Origin of the sequence: Mycobacterium sp. URHB0044, assembly GCF_000620625.1 — a bacterium.
Classification (GTDB): Bacteria; Actinomycetota; Actinomycetes; order Mycobacteriales; family Mycobacteriaceae; genus Mycobacterium.
This window is the reverse complement of sequence record NZ_JIAW01000002.1, coordinates 519,317-543,734: the sequence shown is the minus strand read 5'-3', so window position 1 is coordinate 543,734 and position 24,418 is coordinate 519,317. Positions and strand designations below refer to the sequence as shown.

The 24,418-nt window shown below is 68.0% G+C and carries 27 protein-coding genes; 8 read left to right on the top strand and 19 right to left on the bottom strand.

Annotated features, from left to right (window positions below; genetic code table 11):
* Nucleotides 1-22 precede the first annotated feature (22 nt).
* A complete protein-coding gene (locus N536_RS0106730; protein WP_036435581.1) occupies nucleotides 23-2,032 on the top strand; it encodes a TPM domain-containing protein in 2,010 nt (669 codons plus the stop codon).
* A 71-nt stretch (nucleotides 2,033-2,103) separates the two neighbouring features.
* On the opposite strand, the gene N536_RS0106725 is transcribed toward N536_RS0106730, so the two are convergent.
* Entirely contained in the window at nucleotides 2,104-2,991 is an 888-nt protein-coding gene (locus N536_RS0106725; RefSeq protein WP_029112915.1) for a type IV toxin-antitoxin system AbiEi family antitoxin domain-containing protein, read from the bottom strand.
* Nucleotides 2,992-3,164: 173 nt separating this feature from the next.
* Nucleotides 3,165-4,544, bottom strand: a complete 1,380-nt coding sequence (locus N536_RS0106720) for a glycine--tRNA ligase (protein WP_029112914.1) — start codon at nucleotides 4,542-4,544, stop codon at nucleotides 3,165-3,167.
* 96 nt (nucleotides 4,545-4,640) lie between these two features.
* On the opposite strand from N536_RS0106720, the gene N536_RS0106715 reads away from it, so the two are divergent.
* Complete coding sequence (locus tag N536_RS0106715) at nucleotides 4,641-4,988, top strand: metalloregulator ArsR/SmtB family transcription factor (RefSeq protein ID WP_029112913.1); 348 nt, start codon at nucleotides 4,641-4,643, stop codon at nucleotides 4,986-4,988.
* Nucleotides 4,985-5,401 carry a Fur family transcriptional regulator gene (locus N536_RS0106710; RefSeq protein WP_029112912.1) on the top strand — a complete coding sequence of 139 codons (417 nt, stop codon included), beginning with the start codon at nucleotides 4,985-4,987 and terminating at the stop codon, nucleotides 5,399-5,401. Before N536_RS0106715 ends, N536_RS0106710 begins: the two co-directional genes overlap by 4 nt.
* On the opposite strand, the gene N536_RS0106705 is transcribed toward N536_RS0106710, so the two are convergent.
* From N536_RS0106705 to recO, 3 genes are read right to left on the bottom strand one after another with little or no spacing between them, the layout of a single operon-like run.
* A complete protein-coding gene (locus tag N536_RS0106705; RefSeq protein WP_029112911.1) occupies nucleotides 5,390-5,836 on the bottom strand; it encodes a hypothetical protein in 447 nt (148 codons plus the stop codon). The two genes, N536_RS0106710 and N536_RS0106705, sit on opposite strands and share 12 nt — an antisense overlap.
* Nucleotides 5,836-6,732 carry a decaprenyl diphosphate synthase gene (locus N536_RS0106700; RefSeq protein ID WP_029112910.1) on the bottom strand — a complete coding sequence of 299 codons (897 nt, stop codon included), beginning with the start codon at nucleotides 6,730-6,732 and terminating at the stop codon, nucleotides 5,836-5,838. Before N536_RS0106700 ends, N536_RS0106705 begins: the two co-directional genes overlap by 1 nt.
* Nucleotides 6,665-7,522, bottom strand: a complete 858-nt coding sequence (gene recO, locus N536_RS0106695; RefSeq protein WP_029112909.1) for a DNA repair protein RecO — start codon at nucleotides 7,520-7,522, stop codon at nucleotides 6,665-6,667. The genes N536_RS0106700 and recO overlap by 68 nt, the downstream gene beginning before the upstream one ends.
* 107 nt (nucleotides 7,523-7,629) lie before the next feature.
* Between recO and N536_RS37605 the strand changes: the two genes are divergently transcribed.
* Both N536_RS37605 and N536_RS0106685 read left to right on the top strand, forming a co-directional pair.
* On the top strand, nucleotides 7,630-9,081 hold the full coding sequence (locus N536_RS37605) for an amidase (RefSeq protein WP_051574297.1): 1,452 nt from the start codon (nucleotides 7,630-7,632) through the stop codon (nucleotides 9,079-9,081).
* Nucleotides 9,082-9,127: 46 nt separating this feature from the next.
* Nucleotides 9,128-9,625 (top strand): CAP domain-containing protein, encoded by a 498-nt coding sequence (locus N536_RS0106685; protein WP_029112908.1) that lies wholly within the window; start codon nucleotides 9,128-9,130, stop codon nucleotides 9,623-9,625.
* A 4-nt stretch (nucleotides 9,626-9,629) separates the two neighbouring features.
* Here N536_RS0106685 and era read toward each other — a convergent pair whose 3' ends face one another.
* From era to N536_RS0106660, 5 genes are read right to left on the bottom strand one after another with little or no spacing between them, the layout of a single operon-like run.
* Complete coding sequence (gene era, locus N536_RS0106680; protein WP_029112907.1) at nucleotides 9,630-10,541, bottom strand: GTPase Era; 912 nt, start codon at nucleotides 10,539-10,541, stop codon at nucleotides 9,630-9,632.
* The gene (locus N536_RS0106675; RefSeq protein ID WP_029112906.1) at nucleotides 10,538-10,864 is read right to left on the bottom strand and encodes a hypothetical protein; all 327 of its coding nucleotides are present in this window, start codon (nucleotides 10,862-10,864) and stop codon (nucleotides 10,538-10,540) included. Before N536_RS0106675 ends, era begins: the two co-directional genes overlap by 4 nt.
* On the bottom strand, nucleotides 10,861-12,147 hold the full coding sequence (locus N536_RS0106670; RefSeq protein WP_029112905.1) for a hemolysin family protein: 1,287 nt from the start codon (nucleotides 12,145-12,147) through the stop codon (nucleotides 10,861-10,863). Before N536_RS0106670 ends, N536_RS0106675 begins: the two co-directional genes overlap by 4 nt.
* Complete coding sequence (gene ybeY / locus N536_RS0106665; RefSeq protein WP_029112904.1) at nucleotides 12,144-12,680, bottom strand: rRNA maturation RNase YbeY; 537 nt, start codon at nucleotides 12,678-12,680, stop codon at nucleotides 12,144-12,146. Before ybeY ends, N536_RS0106670 begins: the two co-directional genes overlap by 4 nt.
* Nucleotides 12,681-12,684: 4 nt before the next feature.
* Nucleotides 12,685-13,740: a PhoH family protein gene (locus N536_RS0106660; RefSeq protein ID WP_029112903.1), complete on the bottom strand. Its 1,056-nt coding sequence runs from the start codon at nucleotides 13,738-13,740 to the stop codon at nucleotides 12,685-12,687.
* A gap of 193 nt (nucleotides 13,741-13,933) precedes the next feature.
* Here N536_RS0106660 and N536_RS0106655 point away from each other — a divergent pair, with 193 nt between their 5' ends.
* The gene (locus N536_RS0106655; RefSeq protein WP_029112902.1) at nucleotides 13,934-14,662 is read left to right on the top strand and encodes an SDR family NAD(P)-dependent oxidoreductase; all 729 of its coding nucleotides are present in this window, start codon (nucleotides 13,934-13,936) and stop codon (nucleotides 14,660-14,662) included.
* Nucleotides 14,659-15,174, top strand: a complete 516-nt coding sequence (locus tag N536_RS0106650; RefSeq protein WP_029112901.1) for a hypothetical protein — start codon at nucleotides 14,659-14,661, stop codon at nucleotides 15,172-15,174. The genes N536_RS0106655 and N536_RS0106650 overlap by 4 nt, the downstream gene beginning before the upstream one ends.
* 35 nt (nucleotides 15,175-15,209) lie before the next feature.
* Here N536_RS0106650 and N536_RS0106645 read toward each other — a convergent pair whose 3' ends face one another.
* The 7 genes from N536_RS0106645 to hrcA form a co-directional block, all read right to left on the bottom strand.
* Nucleotides 15,210-16,928, bottom strand: coding sequence for an L-lactate permease (locus N536_RS0106645; protein ID WP_029112900.1), 1,719 nt, complete (start codon nucleotides 16,926-16,928; stop codon nucleotides 15,210-15,212).
* A 34-nt stretch (nucleotides 16,929-16,962) separates the two neighbouring features.
* Nucleotides 16,963-18,168, bottom strand: a complete 1,206-nt coding sequence (locus tag N536_RS37600; protein ID WP_051574281.1) for a glycerate kinase — start codon at nucleotides 18,166-18,168, stop codon at nucleotides 16,963-16,965.
* A gap of 142 nt (nucleotides 18,169-18,310) precedes the next feature.
* On the bottom strand, nucleotides 18,311-19,426 hold the full coding sequence (locus N536_RS0106635; RefSeq protein WP_051574280.1) for a sugar diacid recognition domain-containing protein: 1,116 nt from the start codon (nucleotides 19,424-19,426) through the stop codon (nucleotides 18,311-18,313).
* 60 nt (nucleotides 19,427-19,486) lie between these two features.
* On the bottom strand, nucleotides 19,487-19,777 hold the full coding sequence (locus N536_RS0106630; protein WP_029112898.1) for a YiaA/YiaB family inner membrane protein: 291 nt from the start codon (nucleotides 19,775-19,777) through the stop codon (nucleotides 19,487-19,489).
* A gap of 155 nt (nucleotides 19,778-19,932) precedes the next feature.
* Entirely contained in the window at nucleotides 19,933-20,685 is a 753-nt protein-coding gene (locus N536_RS0106625; protein WP_029112897.1) for a 16S rRNA (uracil(1498)-N(3))-methyltransferase, read from the bottom strand.
* 9 nt (nucleotides 20,686-20,694) lie between these two features.
* Entirely contained in the window at nucleotides 20,695-21,840 is a 1,146-nt protein-coding gene (gene dnaJ / locus N536_RS0106620) for a molecular chaperone DnaJ (protein WP_029112896.1), read from the bottom strand.
* A gap of 42 nt (nucleotides 21,841-21,882) precedes the next feature.
* Nucleotides 21,883-22,914: a heat-inducible transcriptional repressor HrcA gene (gene hrcA, locus N536_RS0106615; protein ID WP_029112895.1), complete on the bottom strand. Its 1,032-nt coding sequence runs from the start codon at nucleotides 22,912-22,914 to the stop codon at nucleotides 21,883-21,885.
* 156 nt (nucleotides 22,915-23,070) lie between these two features.
* Here hrcA and N536_RS0106610 point away from each other — a divergent pair, with 156 nt between their 5' ends.
* On the top strand, nucleotides 23,071-23,385 hold the full coding sequence (locus tag N536_RS0106610; RefSeq protein WP_029112894.1) for a type II toxin-antitoxin system VapB family antitoxin: 315 nt from the start codon (nucleotides 23,071-23,073) through the stop codon (nucleotides 23,383-23,385).
* A gap of 10 nt (nucleotides 23,386-23,395) precedes the next feature.
* Here the strand turns inward: N536_RS0106610 and N536_RS0106605 are convergent, their stop codons facing one another.
* Nucleotides 23,396-24,028 (bottom strand): DUF998 domain-containing protein, encoded by a 633-nt coding sequence (locus N536_RS0106605; protein WP_231514431.1) that lies wholly within the window; start codon nucleotides 24,026-24,028, stop codon nucleotides 23,396-23,398.
* 58 nt (nucleotides 24,029-24,086) lie between these two features.
* Nucleotides 24,087-24,362, bottom strand: coding sequence for a DUF222 domain-containing protein (locus N536_RS0106600; protein WP_231514430.1), 276 nt, complete (start codon nucleotides 24,360-24,362; stop codon nucleotides 24,087-24,089).
* Nucleotides 24,363-24,418 lie beyond the last annotated feature (56 nt).

Here is a 24,418-nt window from a genome sequence, read left to right as displayed (position 1 = left end):
AGAGGTCGTTAGATTGACGGTCATGCGCAGCAGACTTGGGGTGGCCCGCCTTCTCAGCGTGGTTCTGGCGGTGGTCACCGCGGGCCTGGTGATGGCGCCGACCGCCCCGACGGCCCGGGCCGATGCGCCCTTCCGGCTCTCCGACTACGTCACCGACAACGCCGACGCGCTGAGCGCCACCGGCCGCACCGAGGTGCAGAGCGCGGTCGACAGCCTCTACACCGCCCGCCGGGTGCGGCTGTGGGTCGTCTACGTCGACTCGTTCTCCGGTCAAGCAGCCGAGACGTGGGCCCGAAACACCTACCGCATCAGCGACTTACAGGACGAGGACGCGATTCTCGCCGTCGCCACCGGTGACCGCGCCTACGCGCTCCTGGTTCCCGACGCCGCCACCGGCGGAGTCGACGTGGACACGTTGCGCCGCAACGACGTCGAACCGGCGCTGCGCCGCGGCGACTGGGCAGGCGCTGCGGTTGCCGCCGCCAACGGCCTGACGCAGACGTCGTCGAGCGGCGGGTTCACCTGGGTGGGCCTGGTGGCCATCCTGGCCGTCATCGCCATCGCGGTGCTGATCCTGCTGTGGTGGCGGCGCCGACGGCGCCGCAAGCGTCGCGATGCGGAGTTCGCCGCCGCGCAACGCGTCGATCCCGCGGATGCCAACGCGATGGCGTCGTTGTCCATCGACACGCTCGACGACCTGTCCCGCTCGATCGTCGTCGAAGTGGACAATGCGGTGCGCACCAGCGACAACGAATTGGCCTTGGCGGTCGAGGAATTCGGCGAGCGGGACACCGCGCCGTTCACCGCGGCCGTGGCGAACGCCAAGACGACGCTCGCGCAGGCGTTCAACGTCCGCCAGATCCTCGATGACGCCGTGCCCGAGACGCCGCAACAGCGGCGCGATCTGCTGACCCGCGTGATCGTGGCGGCGGCGAAGGCGGACCGCGAGCTCGACGCGCAGCGCGAGGCGTTCCAGCAGTTGCGTGACCTGATCGTCAACGCCCCGACCCGGCTGGATGCGTTGACCCAGCAGATGGTGGATCTGACCGCGCGCCTCGAACCCGCACAGCAGACCTTGACCGGCCTGCACGCGCAGTTCGCCGACACGGCGCTTGCAGCGGTGGCAGGCAACGTCGACACCGCCAAACAGCGGCTGACGTTCGCCGACCAGAACATCAGCACAGCGCGCGCGCTGGTCGCGCGGCCCGCGGGCAGTCAGGGCGGACTGGTGGATGCGATTCGCGCCGCGGAGTCCGCGCTGGGTCAGGCCCGCGTCCTGCTGGACGCCGTCGACAGCGCCGCCACCGACATCAACCGCGCGGTCGCTGCCCTGCCGTCGGCCATCGCCGACACGCAGGCGGGGATCAACCAGGCCACCGCCCAGCTCGCCAAAGGCGATGCACCACATGAAGGAGAACTCAGCGCTGCCAGGGATGCCGCCGTGACGGCGGTGTCGAACGCGCAGAACACCGGCAACGCCGATCCCCTCGGCGCGTTCACTCACCTGACCCAGGCCGACGCCGAACTCGACCGGCTGCTGGCCATGGTCAGCCAGGAGCGCGAGGCCAGTGAGCGGTTGAGCCGCGCGTTCGACGAGGCGCTGTTCACGGCGCAGTCGCGGGTGCGATCGGTGTCGGACTACATCGATACCCGCCGCGGCAGCGTCGGCCCCGAGGCCCGCACCCGGCTGTCGGAAGCGATGCGGCAGCTAGAGGCGGCCGTCGCCAAGCGGACGACGAATCTGTCGGAGGCGCTCGCGCACGCCAACGGCGCGTCGATGCTGGCGGCCCAGGCGCAAACCCTGGCCAATGCGGACGTCCAGAACGCGCAGCGCACGTTCACCGGCGGCGGTTACGGCGGAGGCGGTGGCGGCAACATGGGCGCGGTGCTCGGCGGCATCATCATCGGCAACATCCTGTCCGGGGCCCTGCGCGGGGGCATCGGCGGAAGCGTTGGCGGCGGCAGCTGGAGTCCGACGTCGTTCGGCGGCTCGGGCGGCGGCGGCTTCAGCGGTGGCGGCGGCCGCTTCTAGGTCTCCTTCTCTGGCGCGAGCGTGCGTGTCGGAGGGCGACACGCCGAGCGCGAACCGGACTTCACGCACGCTCACGCCACCTGCGACCGCTGCAGGTCGAACTCGATGCGGCGCACCGTTTCCCAGGGCCGCCTTCTGACGTCGTCGGCCACGATCGACATCACCGACCAGCCCATCTCGAGAAGGGCAGCGCGCTTCTGTCGATCACGCCTCAATGCGTCCGGATCACTATGCCAATCGAAGCCGTCATACTCGACAGCCACTTTGCCGTCAGGCCAGGCAAAGTCGACGCGCCACAGGCGGCCCGAGCGATCGATCACCTCGTACTGCAACTCTGGCATCGGCAACCCGCCATCGATCATCACCAAGCGTGCCTCGCTTTCCATCGGCGACTCAGCTTCCGGTCTGGCGAGTGCAATGAGGTCGCGGACCTGCACGATGCCCCGCCGACCGGATTGCATCGCGGCGGCACGCTCGAGCGTCCGACGATCACACGTGCCGCTTCGCAATGCAGCGTCCAGGGTGGCCAACGCACGCGGACGCCGCAAGCCACGGGCGATCTCGACCGCCGTCCACTCCGGCGTCGTCGCCGGCCTGCCGTCGACCTCCGTGAGCGGCGCTCCTTCCCGACGGTGCACGACGAGGCCATCCGAATTTCGCAGCTGATGCCGCAAGGGATTCAGGACGTGAAGATCCGCGGGCTCCTCGGTGTCGAAGCCGTACGCGGACGCTGCGGTGCCAAGACAGACCGCGACGGGCTCGCCGGCGCGCAGATCCAGCCCGCGCAGGCGGGTCAGTCCATCGGGTTCGTCCCTGCTGTACACGCCGGCCCAGACCTTCACCAAGTCGCCGCGATTGACCCTGGTGTCGAGTTGACTGCGACTCACTAAGGTCCGCAGCTGAGCAGTGGTCGCCACTCCACCCTGCCGTGCGAAAAGCTGTTCCAAGTCGTCGGCCACGCAACGATCGTCACCGGGTGCGACGGCCGATTACAGATCCGAACGCGAGATTGGGGATGAAGCGCGGACTGTGGAGAACTCGCCGCCGGCGAGCGTGCGTGAAGTCCGGTTTACGCGCGGCGTGTCGCCCTCTGACACGCACGCTCGCGGAAAGGGTTGGACGCGGGAGAGAGCTAGCAGCCCTTGAGGCGCACCGCGAGATAGTCGGCGACGGCGTCGATCGCCACCCGGTCCTGCGTCATGGCGTCGCGTTCCCGGATGGTGACGGCGTGGTCGTCGAGCGAATCGAAGTCCAGCGTCACGCAGAACGGCGTACCGATCTCGTCCTGCCTGCGGTAACGCCGGCCGATCGCGCCCGCATCGTCGAACTCGACGTTCCACGACTTGCGCAGCTCGGCCGCCAGGTCGCGGGCCTTCGGCGACAGGTCGGCGTGCCGCGACAACGGCAGCACCGCCGCCTTGACCGGCGCGAGCCGCGGATCCAGCCGCAGCACCGTCCGCTTGTCGACGCCGCCCTTGGCGTTGGGCGCCTCGTCCTCCGAGTAGGCGTCGACGAGGAAGGCCATCAGCGACCGGGTCAGACCCGCCGCCGGTTCGATGACGTAGGGCACGTAGCGGGTTTCGGTGGCCTGGTCGTAGAACGACAGGTCGACGCCGGAATGCTTTGAGTGCGTGGACAGGTCGAAGTCGGTGCGGTTCGCGACGCCCTCGAGCTCACCCCACGGGTTGCCCTGGAAGCCGAACTTGTACTCGATGTCGACGGTGCGGTCGGAGTAGTGCGACAGCTTGTCCTTGGGATGCTCGAACAGGCGCAGGTTGTCGGCGTCGATGCCGAGATCGACGTACCACTGCAGCCGGGTGTCGATCCAGTACTGGTGCCATTCCTTGGCAGTCGCGGGTTCGACGAAGAACTCCATCTCCATCTGTTCGAACTCGCGCGTGCGGAAGATGAAGTTGCCCGGGGTGATCTCGTTGCGGAAGCTCTTGCCGATCTGGCCGATGCCGAACGGCGGCTTGCGCCGCGACGTGGTGACCACGTTGGCGAAGTTGACGAAGATGCCCTGCGCGGTTTCGGGCCGCAGGTAGTGCAGCCCCTCCTCGGTCTCGATCGGCCCGAGGTAGGTCTTGAGCATCATGTTGAAGTCGCGTGGCTCGGTCCACTGGCCGGGATCGCCGGTTTCGGGATCGCGGATGTCGGCCAGACCGTTGGCCGGCGGATGGCCGTGCTTGGCCTCGTACGCCTCGATGAGATGGTCTGCGCGGTAACGCTTGTGGGTGATCAGCGATTCGACGAGCGGATCGTTGAACACCTCGACGTGACCGGATGCCACCCACACCTCGCGCGGCAGAACGATCGCGCTGTCCAGGCCGACGACGTCGTCGCGGCCGGTGACCACCGAGCGCCACCACTGGCGCTTGATGTTCTCCTTGAGCTCGACGCCGAGGGGGCCGTAGTCCCACGCGGACTTGGTCCCGCCGTAGATCTCGCCCGATTGATAGACAAGACCACGGCGTTTCGCCAAGTTCGCAACGGTGTCGATGATGGAGGCCACGGGTCAACAGCGTAGCGAGGTGCCGGAGGTCGACTCGCCGCCGCGTGCGGGGGCGGCCGTTGACATGCACGATTACGCATGTAATCTGGCGTCATAATGAAAACGGTTTCCACTACGGCTGCTGCCGACGCCGAGGAACTGCCGCCGCGAGAAGTCCTCGATACGGCGGGCGACTTACTGCGTGCGTTGGCCGCGCCGGTGCGCATCGCCATCGTGCTTCAACTGCAGGGCGGGTCGTGTTGCGTCCACGAACTCGTCGACGCGCTCGCCGTGCCGCAGCCACTGGTCAGCCAGCATCTGCGCATCCTCAAGGCAGCGGGCGTCGTGGCCGGTGAGCGTTCGGGCCGCGAGGTGTACTACCGCCTCGTCGACCATCACCTCGGCGACATCGTGCTGGCCGCGGTGGCCCACGCCGGCGAGGACGCCCAGGACCGTCCCCGATGAGCGAGACTGCGCCGGCCGTGCGGTCGACCCGGCAGCGGGCAGCCATCTCGGCGCTGCTCGAGAACCGCGAGGAGTTCCGGTCCGCCCAGGAACTGCACGACGAACTGCGGCGTCGCGGCGAGGGCATCGGCCTGACGACGGTCTACCGCACGCTGCAGTCGATGGCCGCCGCCGGGCTGGTCGACACGCTGCGCACCGACACGGGCGAGTCGCTGTACCGCCGCTGTTCCGAGCACCACCATCACCACCTGGTGTGCCGCGACTGCGGGACGACGGTCGAGGTGCAGGGCGGTCAGGTCGAGAAGTGGACCGCCGAAATCGCCAAGGCGCACGGCTTCTCCGACGTCAGCCACACCGTCGAGATCTTCGGCGTCTGCGCGGGCTGCACGAAGACCGGCCCGTCAGGCGGTTAGCGCCGCACGGACATCCGCGCCCGTCGACAGCACCATGAGGATCAGCGTTCGCAGCGCCTCATCGGTCAATCCCGCCGCCGGAAAGTTGTAGCGCAACAGCACGTCGGCCACCTTCTTGGCGGGGCTGCGCCGCGCCGAGGACGTGGCGGACGCGCCGTTGGCCGCGGTCGCGACCGTCTTCGGGACCAGCGTGACCGTGCCGAGCATCGTCTTGGTCGCCTGATCGGTGACGCTTTCGCGGATCTTGTTCGTCAGCGGCAGATCCCACGCCAACGGCTGGGTCAGCGACACCATCTCCAGACCTTCGGCGATCTCGACGACGCGCAACGAGGCGACGCTGCCGTCGACGGTGACCGTGAGGGCGCCATCCGGTTCCTCGACGACGGTCATGACCGCGCCGAGTGCCGTCGACAGCCGCTCCAGCAGGGAGGGCATCATGCCCTGCCGAAGCGACGGTTGCGGTTCACGTACTCCATGCACGCCTCCCAGAGATCGCGCCGGTCGTAGTCGGGCCACAGCTTGTCCTGAAAGACGTACTCGGCGTACGCCGCCTGCCACAACAGGAAGTTGCTGGCTCGCTGCTCCCCCGACGTCCGGATGAACAGGTCGACGTCCGGGATGTCCGCGCGGTGCAGGTGCTTGGCGACGGTGTCCTCGGAGATTCGGCTTGGATTGATCCGCCCGTCGACGGCGGCCTGCGCGAGTTCCCTTGCCGCCTCGACGATCTCGGTACGACCGCCGTAGTTCACGCAGTAGTTCACGGTGATGACGTCGTTGTCGACCGTCATCTCCTCGGCGATGTCGAACTCCTTGATGACGCTGCGCCACATGCGCGGCCGAGAACCGACCCAGCGCATGCGCACACCCATCGCGTCGAGGTTCTCGCGGCGACGGCGAACCACCTCACGGTTGAACCCCATCAGGAACCGCACCTCGTCGGTGCTGCGCTTCCAGTTCTCGGTGGAGAACGCGTACACGCTCAGGTGCTTGATCCCGAGTTCGATGGCGCCACAGGTGACGTCGATCAACACCGCCTCGCCCATCTTGTGCCCCTCGGTGCGGCCCAGTCCGCGCTGGGTGGCCCAGCGACCGTTGCCGTCCATCACGATCGCGACGTGGTTGGGCACCTGCTCGGCGGGAATCTGCGGGGCGGATTCCTTCGAGGTGTGCTGCGGCGGACGGCGCGGCCCACCCTTCGCAGCGGGCGGCAGGTCGGGGAAGACTACCGGCCAGGTCGACTTGTCCGGGAACGTCGGATAGTCGTCAGGCGCCTGCGGCAGCTGTGGGTAGGTGTCCTTCTTCGCCCGCTGTCCGTCCCGCTTCAGTGCCATGCGCCACATCCTGCCCGAACAGGGCCGTTCGTCGATCAGCGACCGTGCGATCGATCCGATAGATCCGCTCGACCAGCGGCAACGTTCGCAACTGGCGTTCGAGGTGCCATTGCAGATGCGCGGCCACCAGTCCGCTGGCCTGGCTGCGGTGCGACGACGAGGCAGCCTCGGCCGCCGGCCAGTCGCCGTCGTGAAGGGCGACCATCAGATCCAGCACGCCCTGTGGCGGCGTGACCGAACCCGAAGGGCGGCAGTGCACGCACACGCTGCCGCCCGCGGCGACGTGGAACGCGCGGTGCGGACCAGGCTCGGCGCAGCGAGCACACTCGATGAGCGCGGGCGCCCAGCCGGCGATGCCCATGGCCCGCAGCAGGTAGGCGTCGAGCACCAGTTCGCGCGGCCGGTTGCCGTCCGCGACCGCGCGCAGGGCGCCGACGGTGAGCCGGTGCAACGCAGGCACCGGGGCACGTTCCTCACCGGCCAGCCGCTCGGCGGTCTCCAACACGGCGCATCCGCACGTGTAGCGGCCGTAGTCGCTGACGATGTCGCTGGCGAACGCGTCGATGGCCTGTACCTGGGTGACGATGTCGAGGTTCCGGCCCGGGTGCAGCTGAACGTCGATGTGCGCGAACGGCTCCAGCCGGGCCCCGAACTTGCTGCGGGTGCGGCGCACGCCCTTGGCCACGGCACGGACCAGACCGTGCTCGCGGGTGAGCAGGGTCACGATCCGGTCGGCCTCGCCGAGCTTGTGCTGGCGCAGCACCACCGCCCGATCTCGGTACAACCGCATCAGCACAGTCTTCCATCAAGAGGTGACAACGTCGCTGAGGCTTACCGTCGTCGCGGCCGGATATCCTCGGTTCCAACATGGCATCAGCGCTTCCCGAAACCCCGTCCATGACCACCGCTTCTTCGTACCGCCGCCCCGAGGGCAACCGGTTCCCCACCCTGACTCAGCTGCTGTATCGACTCGCCAGCGGCAGGGTCACCTCCGAGGAACTGGTCCAGCGTTCGCTGCGCGCAATCGACGCCAGCCAGTCCTCGCTCAACGCCTTCCGGGTGATCCTGACCGAACAGGCACTGGCCGACGCGCGGGAAGCGGATCGCAAACGTGCTGCGGGGCAATACCTTCCGCTACTCGGCATACCGATCGCGGTGAAGGACGACGTGGACGTCGCGGGGGTGCCCACGCGGTTCGGCACGTCGGGGGCGGCACCGGTCGCCACGGCGGACGCGGAGGTGGTGCGCAGGCTGCGCGCCGCGGGCGCCGTGATCGTGGGCAAGACCAACACCTGTGAGCTCGGCCAATGGCCGTTCACCAGCGGGCCCGCCTTCGGGCACACCCGCAATCCCTGGTCGCGCGATCACACGCCGGGCGGCTCGTCGGGCGGCAGCGCGGCGGCCGTCGCGGCCGGGCTCGTCACGGCGGCGATCGGTTCCGACGGAGCGGGCAGCGTCCGGATCCCGGCAGCCTGGACACACCTCGTCGGCATCAAGCCGCAGCGCGGGCGCATTTCCACCTGGCCGCTGCCCGAGGCGTTCAACGGCATCACCGTCAACGGCGTGCTGGCCCGCACCGTCGCCGACGCCGCGCTGGTGCTCGACGCGGCATCCGGCAACGTCGACGGCGACCTGCACAAGCCGCCCGCGGTGCGGGTGTCGGAGTATCTGGGCAGGGCGCCTGGGCCGCTGACCGTGGCGATGTCGACGAAGTTCCCGTTCAACGTCTTCAAGGCCAAGCTGCACCCGGAGATTCGGGCGGCCATGGCGACCGTCGCAGCCCAACTCGAAGACCTCGGCCACACCGTCCGGCACGCCGACCCCGACTACGGGCTGCGGATGTCGTGGAACTTCCTGTCCCGGTCGACGTCGGGTCTGCTGGACTGGGCGGATCGCCTCGGTCCCACCGTCGACTTCGAACAGCGCACCAGGAGCAACATGCGCATGGGCCGGCTGCTCTCGCAGCAGGCGCTGCGCAAGGCCAGGGCCCGCGAAGCAGACACCCACCGCCGCATCGGCTGGATCTTCAACCTGGCCGACGTGGTGCTCGCACCGACGACGGCGCTCCCGCCGCCCGACCTGCACGCGTTCGACCGGCGTGGTGGCCTGTCGACGGATCGCGCGATGATCCGCGCGTGCCCGGTGACCTGGCCATGGAATCTGCTGGGTTGGCCGTCGATCAACATTCCCGCGGGATTCACGTCCGACGGATTGCCCATCGGCGTGCAATTGATGGGGCCCGCCGACAGTGAGCCGTTGCTGATCTCGCTTGCCGCAGCGCTCGAGGCCATCGGCAACTGGCCCAACCAGCAGCCCGACCCGTGGTGGGACCAGCCTGCCAACAACTAGCCGTTCGCGCGATGGGCCGCCACGCACTCGCGTAATGTCCCCCACCATGAAGATCACCGACGTTGCATTGTCGTGCGCACGGGCACTGCCCGTCTTGGCGGTCGTGGGCGCTGCGGTGGTCGCGATGCCCACCGCCAACGCCGACAACAGACGGCTCAACGACGGCGTCGTCGCCAACGTCTACACCGTTCAGCACCAGCACGGCTGCACCGGTGACGTGAAGAAGAACCCGCAGCTGCAGCTGGCGGCCGAGTGGCACGCGAACGACGTGCTCAACAATCGAGCGCTCGACGGTGACATCGGGTCCGACGGGTCGAGCGTTCAGGACCGCGCCAACGCGGCGGGATTCAAGGGCATTGCCTCCGAGACGGTCGCGATCAACCCGGCGCTGGCCATCAACGGCATCGACGTCATCAACCAGTGGTACTACCGGCCCGACTACATGGCCATCATGTCCAACTGCGCCAACACCCAGATGGGGGTCTGGTCATTGAACAGTTTGGACCGCTCGGTCGTCGTCGCGGTGTACGGCCAACCAGGCTGAGCCGCTAGAAACCGAGGCGACCGAGCTGTTTCGGGTCGCGCTGCCAGTTCTTGGCGATCTTGACGCGCAGCTCCAAGTACACCTTGGTGCCGAGCAGCTTCTCGATCTGAGTGCGCGCGGCGGTGCCGACCTCGCGCAGCCGGGCGCCACCCTTGCCGATCACGATGCCCTTCTGGCTGTCGCGTTCGACGTAGAGGATGGCGTGGACGTCGATGAGCTCGCCCTGTTCCTCCGTACGGCCCTCGCGCGGGTTGATCTCGTCGATCACCACGGCCAGCGAGTGCGGCAGTTCGTCGCGGACGCCTTCCAGTGCGGCCTCGCGGATCAGCTCGGCCATCAGCACTTCCTCCGGCTCGTCGGTCAGCTCCCCGTCGGGGTAGAACGCCGGTCCCGGAGGAAGCTGCGCGACCAGCACGTCGGTGAGCACGTCGATCTGCTCACCGGTGGTGGCCGAAACGGGCACGATTTCGCAGTCGCCGCCGGTGAGTTCGCTGACGGCCATCAGCTGCGCGGCGACCTTGTCCCGTGGCACCTTGTCGGTCTTGGTGACGATCACGATCAGCGTGGTCCTCGGCGCGATGGTCCGGATCTGCTGATAGATCCAGCGGTCGCCCGGGCCGATCGTCTCGTCGGCCGGGATGCACAGACCGATGACGTCGACCTCGGAGTACGTGCCCTTCACCAGCTCGTTCAACCGCTCACCGAGCAGCGTTCGCGGCCGGTGCAAGCCGGGGGTATCGACGAGGACGATTTGGAAGTCGTCGCGGTGCACGATGCCGCGGATGGTATGCCGCGTCGTCTGTGGGCGATTCGACGTGATCGCCACCTTGGAGCCGACCAGCGCATTGGTCAGCGTCGACTTGCCGGTATTGGGCCTGCCGACGAAACACACGAAGCCCGAACGGAATTCGGTCATGCAAGCACCTTGCCCGATCGGTCGGTGACGATGACGGCGGCGTCGGCCGACAACTCCCGCACGGCAGCCACGCCGGCGTCGTCGGCGGAACCACCGACCAGAACGGCCGCCTCGAGGCCGGTTGCTCCACTCGATAGCGCCGCGGCGATGGCGGCCTGAAGTGCGCTCAGCGACAACGCCTTCAGCGCGACGGGCGCGCCGGCATAGGTCCGTCCGTCGGCGTCCCGCACGGCCGCACCGCTGCCTGCCTCGGCGCGGGCCATCGCTCCGCGCGCCAGCACCACCAGCTTCGCGTCCTCGGCATCAAGGTCCTGGGTGCTCATTCGTCGTCCTTCTCGGGTTCGATCGACTCGACGAGTACGGTGCCGATGCGCACCCGGCCGCGGTGATCCTGGCCGCCTTCGGCGCGCAGCCGCAGCGAATCCCACGTCACCTCGGCGCCCGGCAACGGTACCCGGCCCAGCGCGTGGGCGAGCAATCCGCCGACGGTGTCCACGTCGAGATCCTCGTCGACCTCGAGCTCGTAGAGTTCTGCGAGGTCCTCCAGCGGCAGGCGTGCGGACACCCGGAAGTTGCCGTCGGCCAACTGCTCCACCGGCGCCACCTCGTCGGTGTCGTACTCGTCGGCGATCTCACCGACGATCTCCTCCAGCACGTCCTCGATGGTGGCCAGACCGGCGATCGCGCCGTACTCGTCGACCAGCAGCGCCATGTGATTGCGGTCGCGCTGCATCTCGCGGAGCAGCTCGTCGAGCGGCTTGGAGTCGGGCACGAACACCGCAGGACGCATCACCTGAGTGACCTTGGTGTCGCGGCCGCCATTGGTGGAGTAGTAGGTCTGTTGGACGAGGTCCTTGAGGTAGACGACGCCGACGACGTCGTCGACGTTCTCGCCGATCACGGGTATGCGCGAGTGTCCACTGCGCACCGCTAATGACGTGGCTTGGCCGGCCGTTTTATCACTCTCGATCCACACCATCTCGGTGCGGGGCACCATGACCTCGCGCGCCGGAGTGTCCCCAAGTTCGAACACCGACTGAATCATTCGGCGTTCGTCGTCGGCGACCACGCCGCTCTGCTGGGCCAGGTCGACGACCTCGCGCAGTTCGATCTCGGAGGCGAACGGGCCGTTGCGGAAGCCGCGGCCCGGGGTCAGCGCGTTGCCAAGCAAGACCAGCAGGCGGCTGATGGGGGTGAAGAGAACCGAAATCCCTTGCAGTGGAAGGGCAGCGGCCAACGAGATGGAGTACGCGTGCTGGCGGCCGATCGTGCGCGGCCCGACGCCGATGGCCACGAAGCTGACCACCACCATGATCGCGGCGGCCACCAACAGCCCCCAGGTCGGTCCGAGGTCTTCGTACAGGTAGACCACCAGCAGTACCGTCGCCGCCGTCTCGCACGTGATGCGCATCAAGACGACGAGGTTGATGTACCGCGGCCGGTCGGCGACGACACGGGCCAGACGCGCCGCGCCGGGACGCTCGTCGCGCACCAACTCGTCCACCCGCGCAATGGAGACCGTGCTGATGGCCGCGTCGATGGCCGCGAACACACCACCGAGGCCGATCAGCGCGAGGGCGCCTATGAGTGAGGCGATTCCGGTCACGGTTCGTCGAAGTATCGGGACTTGTCGAGCAGGCGCCGGTCGCGCTCGACCTGGAGATCTTGGTGGTACGACGCCACCTGATCGGCCACCCATTGCTCGAGCAATTGGGCCTGCAGGCCGAACATCTCCTTCTCCTCGTCCGGCTCGGCGTGGTCGTAACCGAGCAGGTGCAACACGCCGTGGACGGTGAGCAGCGCGAGCTCGTGACCGAGCGAATGTCCAGCCGTCTCAGCCTGTTTGGCCGCGAACTCCGGGCACAGCACGATGTCGCCGAGCATCGACGGTCCGGGTTCGGGCGCGTCGGGGCGCCCGCCCGGTTCGAGCTCGTCCATCGGGAAGCTCATCACGTCGGTGGGCCCGGGCAGGTCCATCCAGCGCATGTGCAGATCGGCCATGGCCGCCGTGTCGAGCAACACCATGGACAGTTCGGCGGCCGGATTCACGTCCATCTTCTCGATGACGAACCTTGCGACACTGATGAGTTCGGTTTCGGAGACGTCGACGCCCGACTCGTTGGATACCTCGATGGTCATTCGATCACCGTCGCCGGCCGGGCGCGGCCCGGCGCTGTGCACGGTTCATCGACGTGGGCTCCTCGGCCCTGGCGTAGGCGTCGACGATCTCGGACACCAGGCGGTGGCGTACCACGTCGGCGCTGGTGAGTTCCGCGAAGTGAATGTCGTCGATGCCGTCCAGTACGTCGGCGGCAGCGCGCAGGCCCGACCTGGCGCCACCGGGCAAGTCGACCTGCGTGACGTCGCCGGTGACCACGATCTTCGAGCCAAATCCCAAGCGGGTCAAGAACATCTTCATCTGCTCGGCGGTGGTGTTCTGCGCCTCGTCGAGGATGATGAACGCATCGTTGAGGCTTCTACCCCGCATGTACGCCAGCGGCGCCACCTCGATCACCCCGGTGCTCATCAGCTTCGGGATCAACTCGGGATCCATCATGTCGTGCAGGGCGTCGTAGAGCGGGCGCAGGTACGGATCGATCTTCTCCGACAGCGTGCCGGGCAGAAAGCCAAGGCGCTCACCGGCTTCCACCGCCGGCCGGGTCAGGATGATGCGCGACACCTGCTTGGTCTGCAATGCGTTGACCGCCTTGGCCATCGCGAGATACGTCTTGCCGGTGCCTGCGGGCCCGATGCCGAAGACGATGGTGTGGTCGTCGATCGCGTCGACGTAACGCTTTTGGTTGAGCGTCTTGGGCCGGATGGTCTTGCCGCGCCGCGACAAGATGTCGAGCGTGAGCACCTCGGCGGGCGACTCGGTGTCATCACCGGTCAGCATGGCGACGCTGTGGCGCACGGCTTCGGGGCTCAACCGTTGGCCACGGGCCACGACGGCGACCAACTCGGACACGGCGCGCTCGGCAAGGGCCACCTCGGCGGGTTCACCGGACAGCGTGATGGCGTTGCCGCGGACGTGGATGTCGGCGGTCAGCAGGCGTTCTAGGGCGCGCAGATTCTCGTCGGACGAGCCAAGCAGGCCCACGACGAGGTCTGGCGGAACATCGATGCTGCTTCGTGCGGGCGAGCCGGTGGCCAGCGAAGGAGACTGGGACGAGGCAGCGTTCGTCTCGCGGGGCGTCACGTGGGTTTCAGTGCCTGCTTTCTGGGTTCTAAGTCCGGTGGTGGCCGGATCCGGTGTTGATCCCAGTTTACCGCTGGTCACCGTCGCGCCCCAATGGTTATGCCGACGGCGTTCCGGTCCGGCGGGCGGGCATCGCAGGTCGAGGCGATAATCGTCGAGTGCCCAGCCCCGTGAACGCGCAACCGCGGCGTCGATGACCCGCGCCGTACTGGTCTGCGGCGGGACCGGCGCAATCGGGCGCGCCATCGTGCACACCCTGGTCAGGGCCGGTGACCGGGTCGCGTTCAGCGGCCGTGATCGACGCCGCGGCGAGGCACTCGAGGCGGAGTCCGGGGCCATCTACGTCGCCCACGACGAGCACCGTGACGGCGCACCGGTCGTCGAGGAGGCCGCGCGGCGCCTCGGCGGGCTGCACGGCCTGGTCCTCAACGCGGGCACCATCGTGCACGCCCGCCTGGGCGACACCGCACCGGCAGAGTTGGCCGACGTGTTGCGGGTCAACGTCACCGTTCCGGTCACGCAGGCGCAGGTCGCGGCGGCGCTGATGCCGCAGGGCGGCGCCATCGTGGCCGTCGCGTCGAACGCCGGCGCCTGGGGTGAAACCGAGATCGGTGCGTATTCGGTGTCCAAGGCCGCCCTGCTCGCCGCGTGCCGTGCCCTGGCCGCCGAGTACGGCCCGCGAGGCATCCGGGTCAACGCGGTCAACCCCGGCGACACCGAACCCGGCATGGCGCCCAGCCTCGACGCCTTCGGCGATGAGGTGTTCCCCGTGCTTCCACCGCTCGGGCGCCTCGGCCGGCCCGAGGACACCGCAGAGGCGGTGGCCTTCCTGCTGTCCGACGCGGCGGCCTTCACCACCGGCGCCGACCTTCTCGTCGACGGCGGCATGCACAGCGCCCTCGACGCGGGGCGGCCGACGTGACCGGCCGCGAGGTCCTGGTGTGCGGACGTGACGGCACGCTCCTCGAGACGCTGGGCGATCTGGGTTGGACACCGGCCGACGCCGATGCGACGACACCGCTGGACCTGCTGATCATCGAACCGGCACCGCAGGCGGAGGGCGAGTGGTCGGCGGCCGCTGCCATGGATGCGACCGCCGAGGCCATCCGCGGCATCACCGGACGCCGTGAGCGGCTACTGGCCCGTCGAGGCTTGGTGGTGGTCGCGGTCGGGTCGCCACCCGCCCGGGCGGCCCTGCGATCCGCCGGCGACGGCGTGGTCGCCGCGGCGCTCGCCATGGCGGTGCAGGTGCTCGCGGTGGACTGGGCGGCCGACGGCGTCCGATGCCTGCTGGTGGTGACGGGTGACGACCGTGGCGCGGCACTGGCCCGGCTCTTGCACTGGCTCGCCGCGCCCGACGCGCCCGCGCTGACCGGTCAGACGATCGACCTCGGCGCCGTCGAGCATGCGACGCTGCGGGCACCAGGCGCGTAGCCGGGTGCCCGCAGGGTTGCCGCGTCCGATCGTCGCTACGGCACCATCCAGCCGAGGATCGGAGTCGATTGCAGAACGATGAGCAGGGTGATGATCGCCAGTAGCGCCAGGCTCCAGCCGAGGAGGCGGCGAAACAGTGCGCTCTCCGATCCGACGACCCCGACGGCTGCCGAGGCCACGGCAAGGTTTTGCAGCGACAGCATCTTTCCCATCACACCGGCCGACGAGTTGGCGGCCGCCATCAGTACCGGGGACAGCCCGGTGTGCTCGGCGGCGGTCACCTGGAGCTGGCCGAATAGCGAATTCGACGACGTGTCAGATCCCGTGAGCGCGACGCCGATCCAGCCGAGAACGGGTGATATCGCGGCGAAGACGCCACCGGCGGATGCCAGGGCAAGCCCGAGGGTCGCGGTCTGCCCGGACAGGTTCATCACGAACGACAGGCCCAGTACGGCCGTCACCGTCACGATCGTCCAGCGCAGTTGCACGAGGGTGTCACCGTAGAGCCGAAGTGCCCGACGCGGTGAAATCCGGTATATCGCCATCGAAATGATGCCGGAGAGCAGCAGCAGCGAGCCGGCGGCCTTGAGGTGGTCGAGCTTGAACTTCTGCGCCCCCACGGCCTTTCCCGCGGTGTCGACCACGTCGAGGCCCGGCCAGTGGAACGTCACGCTGCCGTGCGCGGTGAGCCAGTCCTTCAGCGCCGGGATTTGTGCAAGCGAGAACACGGCAATGATTACCAGGTAGGGCGCCACGGCCATCCAGACGTGTGACGTCGCAGGGCGTTTCGTCGCCTCCTCGTCGACGACGGCGACGGCCGTCGCGGGCCCTGTGGCGCCGCTACCCGCAGACGAGTCTTCGAGGTCGCGGGCTTCGGTAGGCGTCGGATGTGCGCCGTCCGCATCCGCGCTGTCGGCGCCGTCGTGGATCCCGATGATCTCGGCGGGCTGCCAGAATCGCAGCATGACCAGCACCGCGCAGGCGGTGGCGACCGATGCCACGACGTCGGTCAGTTCAACGGCGACGAAGTTGGACGTGAGGAACTGGGCAACACCGAAGGTGACTCCCGCGACGATCGCGATCGGCCAGGTCTGCCGCACTCCGCGCCAACCGTCAACGATGAACACCAGCAGCAGGGGTACGAGGAGCGCAATCAGTGGTGTCTGGCGGCCCGCCATCGACGAAAGATCTTGCAGGGGAATGCCGGTGACGCCATGTAGCGCGATGATGGGAGTACCCATCGACCCGAACGCGACCGGTGCCGTGTTGGCGAGCAGACTGACCGCGGCACTCTTCAACGGTTTCATCCCCGCGGCCATCAACATCGCCGCCGTGATGGCGACGGGAGCACCGAAACCGGCCAGGCTCTCCAGCAGAGCACCAAAGCAGAAGGCGACGATGATCGCGAGAATGCGCAAGTCGTTGGAAATGGACCGAATCGTTCGGCCGAGCACGTCGAACCAAGATGTCGCGACCGTCATCTTGTAGATCCACAAGGCATTCACCAGGATCCACAGAATGGGCACCAGTCCATAGACGAAGCCTTCTGTGGTCGCGCTCAGCGTTTGGCCAACGGGCATGCGCCACACGAAGAGTGCGAGGGCGACGGAGGTCAGCAGCCCTGCGAGGGCCGCCTGGTGGGCCTTTACACGGAAGATGCCGAGCAGTACGAACAGTACGAGCAGCGGCAGGGCCGCGCACAGCGCCGAGAGCAGTAGCGAGCCCCCTACGGGTGCCGCCAATTGTTGAAACACGAGTTCTCCGTTTCGATTGAAGGATTGGGTGGGGTCAGTTGGAGCCGGCGAGGGACAACCGCGGGCCGGGGTCGGCCCGCTGCCGTGCCCATCCCCCGCTGTCGGAGGCGAATCCAGCGATGTGGGCGGCAACGTCGCGGACCAAGGCTTCGGCGTCGCCGCACAACTGCTCCAGTTCGGCGGGCCCGCGCGCAATGGAGAAGGCCCCGGCCAATCCCGCCGCCCGCGTTTCGACGGCGGAAAGCTTGACGGCTCCGGCCACGACGACGACCGGGCAGTGCGCGGGGGCGCGGCGAACGACGCCATGGACTACCTTGCCGCGCAACGACTGTGAGTCGAAGGATCCCTCACCAGTGAGGATGAGATCGGCATCGGCGAGGACGGCGGTCAAGCCGATCACGTCGGCGACCACGTCGATGCCTGCCAGAAGTCGGGCGTCGAAGAATGCCAGCAGACATGCGGGCAGTCCGCCCGCTGCGCCTGCGCCAGGGATATTCGCCACGTCCGTGCTGGTCTCGTCGGCGAGAACTCTGGCCAGGTGTGCGAGACCGGCATCGAGCTCACCGACGTCGTTGGGCGACGCGCCCTTCTGAGGTCCGAAAACCGCTGCTGCACCGTGCTCTCCGGTGAGCGGATTGTCGACGTCGCAGGCCACTCGCCAGCGCACCGTGCTGGCGCGGGCGTCCATCGCCGACGCATCGATGGATGCGATGTCCTGCAGGCCCGCTCCGCCGGGACGGACGTCGTCGCCGTGGCAGTCGAGGAACCGAACTCCTAGAGCCCGCAGCAGGCCCGTTCCGCCGTCCGTCGAGGCGCTGCCGCCGATGCAGAGCAGGATCTCCTCGACGCCGTCGTCGAGGGCACTGCGCACGATCTCACCGACGCCGAAGGTGTCTGCCCGCATCGGCGCCGGTGGCACGTCGGCGAGGTGGGGCAGGCCGTTGCCTTCGGCGGCTTCGATGATGGCCACGGATGAACCGCCAGCAGTGCCGTAGCGCGCCGTGCGCGGTCGACCGATGGCGTCGTGCACGTCGACGGTGTGCGTCTGGGCGTCGTGCCGGGACAGCAGCGTCTCCAACGTGCCCTCGCCACCGTCGGCGAGCGGGCACTCGACCACGTCGACGCCGGCACCGAGCGCCGACCGGACACCGGCGGCCATCGCCGCGGCGATCTCGACGGCGGACAGCGTGCCCTTGAAGGAATCGGGAGCGACGACGATGGTGGGTTTGCGCCTTTGCATCGCTGTAGCGTAGGTCACTATTTCGGATCAGATAATGTGCGATCAACATACATTTCAGCGCGATTTTCGGCGCTTTATATGTGCATGTTGCACCTGCTGACGGCGGACGACGACGAGCGACGGCGTCGGGCGTCAGCGGCCGTCAGGTGCGGGCGTCGGCCGCGAGCAATGCGAGCTTCATCGTGGTCGCGTGGCCGAATCGCCGCAGGTCCAGACCGGTGAGTTGCTCGATCCGATCCAGTCGCTGAACCAGCGTGTTGCGGTGGGTGGCGAGCCCCTTCGCGGTGGCGGCGATGGACAGGTCCTCGTCGAGGAATCGGCGGGCAGTCTCGCGCAGCGGCGGCGACAACGGCGCCAGGACGCGGTCCACCAAGTCCTGCGACAACTCGGTGGGCTGGGACGCGACGGCACACTCGACCGCAACGTTCCCAAGCCACACCACATCCCGCTTCGGGAGCAAACCCGCTGCCGACAACAGCACCCGCAGCTGCTTCGCCTCGATGGCGACCTGTTCGGTGGTTGCCTCCAAACGTCCCGTGATGATCCGAACCTTGAACGCCCGCAAGCGATTCCGAAGACCCGACAGGGATCGCGCACCCGCCGACCCATTCAGCACCCACAGAGCCCCCTGCAGCTCAGCCGCAATCGCGTTGGGTATTCCCTCGATTCGGCGCAGAAGGGTGGCCAGTTGCTCGGGCGGCATGGTCCACCCGGACGTTCGTGCCGAAATGACGGCGCTGAGATTCCATGGCGGAGAAAGCGGCGAGCCCAGGTGCTCGAGGGCCTCGAGCAGACCTTCCTCACTCATCGCTCCGCTCGCCAGCGTGAGCAGCACCTGACGGACCGCGTCCTCGTGCCACCGCGAGCTGTCGCGCTGCCGCTCGTCGTTCACCAGCAGCTCCACGGTCAGCGCGATGACCGCGCCGATCGGTTCGACTTCGGCCGGATCCCCGGTCACCCCGACCACGCCGATCACGGCGCCATCTAGCAGCAGGGGAATGTTGACGCCGGGCTTCACACCGGCAGCGTCGTCGGCGGTGTCGATGACGACCGTCCGGCATTCACTGATGGCTCGGACCGCGCCGTCGTGCACCGACCCGATCCGCGTGGAGTCGACGGACCCGATGATGCGTCCCGTGTGATCCATCACGTTGATGCCGTGCGTCAGGCGGGGCCTGACCTGATCGACGACACGTTGAGCGAGTGCACTGGTCAACGGATGCGAGTCCTGGTCTCCGTCACCGCCGGCCGTCGACATGACGACAACGATATGTCGCTACCCGCGACGGAACTGCTACTAGAGCAAACGCGCGTCCGGCTAACTGGCCGCGGTGAAGGGATTGTGTTCGGCGATCAGCTTCTCCATCCGTGCTTCGTCGAGGCGGACGCGGATGGTGGCGGCTTCCTGCTGGTCGCGAATGACCTTCGCCAGCGTGAATGCGCTGGAGACGAGGAACAGCACGGCCATCGCGAGGAACAGCCGCTGCCACACGTCGAGCGGCAGGAAGAAGATACCGCCGATCGCGCCGACGAAACTCACGCCGAATGCCACGGCGGCCTGGAGGAAGAATGCGGCCGTGTTCTTGGACATGTCGTTGAATGCGTTCATGATTGGCAGCTTGTCGTAGCCCGCCGTTCGACGCATGCGTGAGATTACTCAGATTCCCGGATTGCACGCCGACTTCTGCCCCGCGGTCGCGGTGCTGCACCCCTCACGACCCGTGGGCAGATCTCGGCGAAATCCTCGCGAGTTCTGCACCGCGGTCAAATCCCCCAGCGCGCCGTCAGCACGCCGAGCGCGCCGAGGGCGACCGCCGCGGCGGTCGACGTCCGTAGCACGGTCGGGCCGAGGCGCACCGGGATCGCTCCGGCGTCGGACAACGCCGCGATCTCGGCGTCACTGATACCGCCTTCCGGCCCGACGATGAGCACCACCGAATGCGTCTGCGCCAGAGGCACTTCCGCCAACGGCCCGGTTGCCGACTCGTGCAGCGCCAGGACCACGGCGCCGTCCGTGGTCATGTCGGCGACCGCGCGGACCAGTTCGGGCGTGGACACCAGCGAGCTGACCGCCGGAACATAGGCGCGACGGGACTGCCTTGCCGCCGAACGCGCCACCGCCTGCCAGCGCCGAAGGCCCTTGTCCACCTTCGCCGCTCCGTCCCACCGGGCCACGCAGCGCTCGGACTGCCACGCGACGAACGCGTCCGCACCTGCCTCAGTCGCCAGCTCGACGGCCAATTCGGAGCGCTCCGACTTGGGCAGCGCCTGTACCACCGTGACCCGTGGACTCGGCGGTTCGACCGTCCGGCGTTCGAGGACCCTCCCGGACAGCCGGCCCTTCGCGGCGTCCTCGATCACGCACAGCGCGACGACGCCCGCTCCGTCACCGAGGTCGAGTTGCTCGCCGGTGCGGATCCGTCGGACATTGGCGGCATGAAAGCCCTCGTCGCCGTCGACGACGGCGAGCCCACCGACCTCGGGCAGCGCGTCGACGTAGAACAGCGCGCGGCTCATCGAGCCGGCCTAGCGGCCGGTGAACGTCTCGCGCAGCCGGCTGAACAGCCCACCCGCGGCGGGACCGGCGTGCGTCGACTTCACCTCTGCCACATCGCGGGTTCGGTGCTCCTTGAGCTTGACCAGCAGATCGGTGTCCTGCTGATCGAGCCGCGTCGGCACCACGACGTCGACATGCGCGTGCAGGTTGCCGCGCACCCCAGACCGCAGATGCGGCATGCCGTGGCCCCGCAGCGTGACGACTGAACCGGGCTGGGTACCGGGCGCGATGGCGATCTCGGTGGGCCCGTCGAGGATCGCGTCGACGGTGACGGAGGTACCCAACGCCGCGTCGACCATCGGCACCGAGACGGTGCAGTGCAGATCGTCGCCGTCGCGCACGAAGATGTCATGGGGTTGTTCATGGACCTCGACGTACAGGTCGCCTGCCGGTCCACCGCCGGGGCCGACCTCGCCCTGCGCCGCCAGTCGGACGCGCATGCCCTCGCCCACACCGGCCGGAATCTTGACGCTGACCTCGCGGCGCGCGCGCACCCGGCCGTCGCCACCGCACCGGTGGCAGGGATCGGGGATGACCTCGCCGACGCCGCCACACACCGGACACGGCCGCGACGTCATCACCTGGCCGAGCAGCGACCGCTGCACGCTCTGCACCTCGCCATGCCCGCCGCAGGTGTCGCACGTGACGGGTGTCGTGTCGCCGTGCGTGCCCTTGCCGTGGCACAGGTCGCACAGGATCGCGGTGTCGACGGTGACCTGCTTGGTCACCCCGGTCGCGCATTCGGACAGGTCCATCCGCATCCGCAGCAGCGAATCCGAGCCAGGCCGCACCCGGCCGATCGGCCCGCGCGCGCCACCGCCACCGCCGAAGAACGCCTCGAACACGTCACCGAGGCCGCCGAACCCGGCGAACCCGTTGCCCGCCGACGCCCCCGCGCTCTCCATCGGGTCACCGCCCAGGTCGACGATGCGGCGCTTCTCCGGATCGCTGAGCACCTCATAGGCGACGCTGATCTCCTTGAACCGCGCCTGCGCACCCTCGTCGGGGTTGACGTCCGGATGCAGCTCGCGCGCCAGCCTGCGGTACGCCTTCTTGATGTCCGAATCGCTCGCGCCCTTGCTCACTCCGAGCAGGCCGTAATAGTCGCGTGCCACGCTAACCCTTCCCATGCCGCATCCAGCGGCTACTCGCACCCCTTATCGGGTGCCCAAGACTTCGCCTATGTAGAGAGCAACCGCCGCGACGTTGGCAATGGTTCCCGGATAGTCCATTCGCGTGGGACCAACCACACCCATGCCGCCGTACACCTTGCCCGAGCTGCCATAGCTGGTGCTGACCACCGACGTTCCGGCCATCTGCTCGGCCTCGGTTTCGTGCCCGATTCGTACCGTGACCTTACCGGTCTCCTGCTGCACGGCCAGCAATCGCAAGACGACGACCTGTTCCTCGAGCGCCTCGAGCACCGAACGCAGCGATCCGCCGAAGTCGGCGGTGTTGTGCGTCAGATTGGCGGTGCCGCCCAGCAGCAGCCGCTCCTCCCGGTGCTCGACGAGGGTCTCGACCAGCACGGTGGCGGCGCGGCCCACGGCGTCACCGAGTCCGCCGCGGCCGTCAAGCTGGGCGGCCAGGTCCGCCACGGCGATGGACGCCGCCGACAGCGGCTTGCCCTCCAGCGCGGCACCCAGCCGTTCGCGCAGCTGCGACAGCTGGTGATCGTCGATGGCGTCGCCGAGTTCGACGACGCGTTGGTCGACCCGGCCTGTGTCGGTGATGAGCACCAGCAACAGGCGGGCCGGCGTCAGCGCCACCACCTCGAGGTGGCGCACGCTCGACGTCGACAACGTCGGGTACTGCACGATCGCCACCTGCCTGGTGAGCTGTGCCAGCAAGCGCACCGCACGCCGCAGCACGTCGTCGAGGTCGACGCCGGACTCGAGGAACGTCAGGATCGCCCGTCGCTCGGCCGCCGAGAGCGGCTTCACGTCGTCGAGCCGGTCGACGAACTCGCGGTAGCCCTTCTCGGTTGGCACGCGGCCCGAACTGGTGTGGGGCTGGGCGATGTAGCCCTCGGCCTCCAGCACCGCCATGTCGTTGCGCACGGTGGCGCTCGACACCCCGAGATTGTGTCGCTCGACGAGGGTCTTGGAACCAATCGGTTCCTTGGTGGAAACGAAGTCCGCGACGATGGCGCGCAGCACCTCGAAGCGACGGTCATCAGCACTACTCATCGTTCACCTCCAGGTTCCCCGTCATTTTACGGTGCCAAGCAGCGCCGACACCGCGCGAGCAAGCTTCCTTGCCGAGGACAACGCGCGCGTGTGGCATTAATCTCATGTCATGCCGACGCCGAAGTCGCGCGTTTGCCCGTCAGCGAAGGCCCGACCGTGATCTTCAAGGGCGTCCGCGACGGCAAACCGTACCCCGAACACAACCTGTCCTACCGGCAGTGGGCGCAGATCCCGCCGCGGCAGATCCGGCTCGACGAACTAGTCACCACCACGACCGTGCTGGCCCTCGACCGCCTGCTGTCCGAGGATTCGACGTTCTACGGAGACCTGTTCCCGCATGCCGTGCGGTGGGAGGGCGTCGTCTACCTCGAGGACGGTGTGCACCAGGCGGTGCGGGCCGCGTTGCGCAACCGGACCGTGGTGCATGCGCGCGTGTTCGACATGGATCTGCCTCTCGCCGAACAGGTTTAGCCGCCTGCCGCTACCGCTGGATTCTGCGAAGCAAGTACACCCCGGTGACGGCCTGCCACGCGTAGACCGCGTAGACGGCACCACGCTCCCAGGCGCCGACGGGCACGGCGGCGTGTGCCGCGGGGAACTGCAGCGCCACCAAACACGCGAAGCCGAGGATTGCGAGTGCTACGGACACCACCCGGTACGGCCGCGACGCACCCGCCCTTCGCAGCGCCGACGATCCGGCCAGTGCCGCAGCGTTACCGCCTGCAATGGCGAAGAATGCCCCTACGCCGTGCCAGTCGGCACCTCCCCCGGCCGGCGGGCCGCTGTGCACCGTCGCGACCAGGATGTTGCCGACGGCGATCGGCACGGTGAACACCAGCAGTACCCACGCCTTGCTGGCCCGCCCCGACGCGACCAGTAGCACCGCTCCAGCAGGAAACAGCAGCGCCTGCATGACGAACGCGGCGTTCATCAAGGAGGCGAGTGGCGAGAGTCCGGGAACGCCGAGCGTGCTGATGTAGTCGTCGGCATAGCTGTAGGTGGGCTCGAAGACCGCGGCCGCCGCGGCCTCGAACAGGAAGAACCCCACCGCCGAGACGATCCACAGCAGTGCGCCGATCCTGGCGAACACCATCCGTCGGGGCTCTGAAGTCACGATCCCCAACGTAGAGGCCTAGCTCTGACCGCCGCCCATGGCCTCGTGCGGACGCACGTTAGGCGCTCTGCGCCTCGGTTATGCGTTGCTGCGCTTCCCCCGGTGATATTCGCAACCGCCGGGCAAGGACATCTGCCCACGACGCCCCGCCGATCACCGCCGGGTCGCCGTCGCTGATCAGCTGCCCGATCAGTCGCCGATCGAGAGCCTTCATCTTCTTCTCCAGCTCTTCGAGCTCCTTGAGCAGCTGCTGCTTCTCGGGGCGGCTCAGCGCGTCCAACGGCAGCGACGCAAGTTCTCGTTGGCCCGCTTTCACGGCATCGAGGGCCGCCATGACTTGGTTTCTAGTCGAATACATGTTCGAAACGATATCTGGACGGTCCGACATCG

Coding starts and splice junctions, on each gene's coding strand:
- era (WP_029112907.1), bottom strand. CDS start 10,541: ATGACCGAATTCCGTTCGGGCTTCGTGTGTTTCGTCGGCAGGCCCAAT.
- N536_RS0106730 (WP_036435581.1), top strand. CDS start 23: ATGCGCAGCAGACTTGGGGTGGCCCGCCTTCTCAGCGTGGTTCTGGCG.
- N536_RS37605 (WP_051574297.1), top strand. CDS start 7,630: ATGACCACCGCTTCTTCGTACCGCCGCCCCGAGGGCAACCGGTTCCCC.
- N536_RS0106705 (WP_029112911.1), bottom strand. CDS start 5,836: ATGCCCTCCCTGCTGGAGCGGCTGTCGACGGCACTCGGCGCGGTCATG.
- N536_RS37600 (WP_051574281.1), bottom strand. CDS start 18,168: ATGCAAAGGCGCAAACCCACCATCGTCGTCGCTCCCGATTCCTTCAAG.
- N536_RS0106685 (WP_029112908.1), top strand. CDS start 9,128: ATGAAGATCACCGACGTTGCATTGTCGTGCGCACGGGCACTGCCCGTC.
- hrcA (WP_029112895.1), bottom strand. CDS start 22,914: ATGAGTAGTGCTGATGACCGTCGCTTCGAGGTGCTGCGCGCCATCGTC.
- ybeY (WP_029112904.1), bottom strand. CDS start 12,680: ATGACCATCGAGGTATCCAACGAGTCGGGCGTCGACGTCTCCGAAACC.
- N536_RS0106600 (WP_231514430.1), bottom strand. CDS start 24,362: ATGGCGGCCCTCGATGCCGTGAAAGCGGGCCAACGAGAACTTGCGTCG.
- N536_RS0106635 (WP_051574280.1), bottom strand. CDS start 19,426: ATGTCGACGGCCGGCGGTGACGGAGACCAGGACTCGCATCCGTTGACC.
- N536_RS0106630 (WP_029112898.1), bottom strand. CDS start 19,777: ATGAACGCATTCAACGACATGTCCAAGAACACGGCCGCATTCTTCCTC.
- N536_RS0106700 (WP_029112910.1), bottom strand. CDS start 6,732: ATGGCACTGAAGCGGGACGGACAGCGGGCGAAGAAGGACACCTACCCA.
- recO (WP_029112909.1), bottom strand. CDS start 7,522: ATGCGGTTGTACCGAGATCGGGCGGTGGTGCTGCGCCAGCACAAGCTC.
- N536_RS0106655 (WP_029112902.1), top strand. CDS start 13,934: ATGACCCGCGCCGTACTGGTCTGCGGCGGGACCGGCGCAATCGGGCGC.
- N536_RS0106675 (WP_029112906.1), bottom strand. CDS start 10,864: ATGAGCACCCAGGACCTTGATGCCGAGGACGCGAAGCTGGTGGTGCTG.
- N536_RS0106710 (WP_029112912.1), top strand. CDS start 4,985: ATGAGCGAGACTGCGCCGGCCGTGCGGTCGACCCGGCAGCGGGCAGCC.
- N536_RS0106625 (WP_029112897.1), bottom strand. CDS start 20,685: ATGAGCCGCGCGCTGTTCTACGTCGACGCGCTGCCCGAGGTCGGTGGG.
- N536_RS0106715 (WP_029112913.1), top strand. CDS start 4,641: ATGAAAACGGTTTCCACTACGGCTGCTGCCGACGCCGAGGAACTGCCG.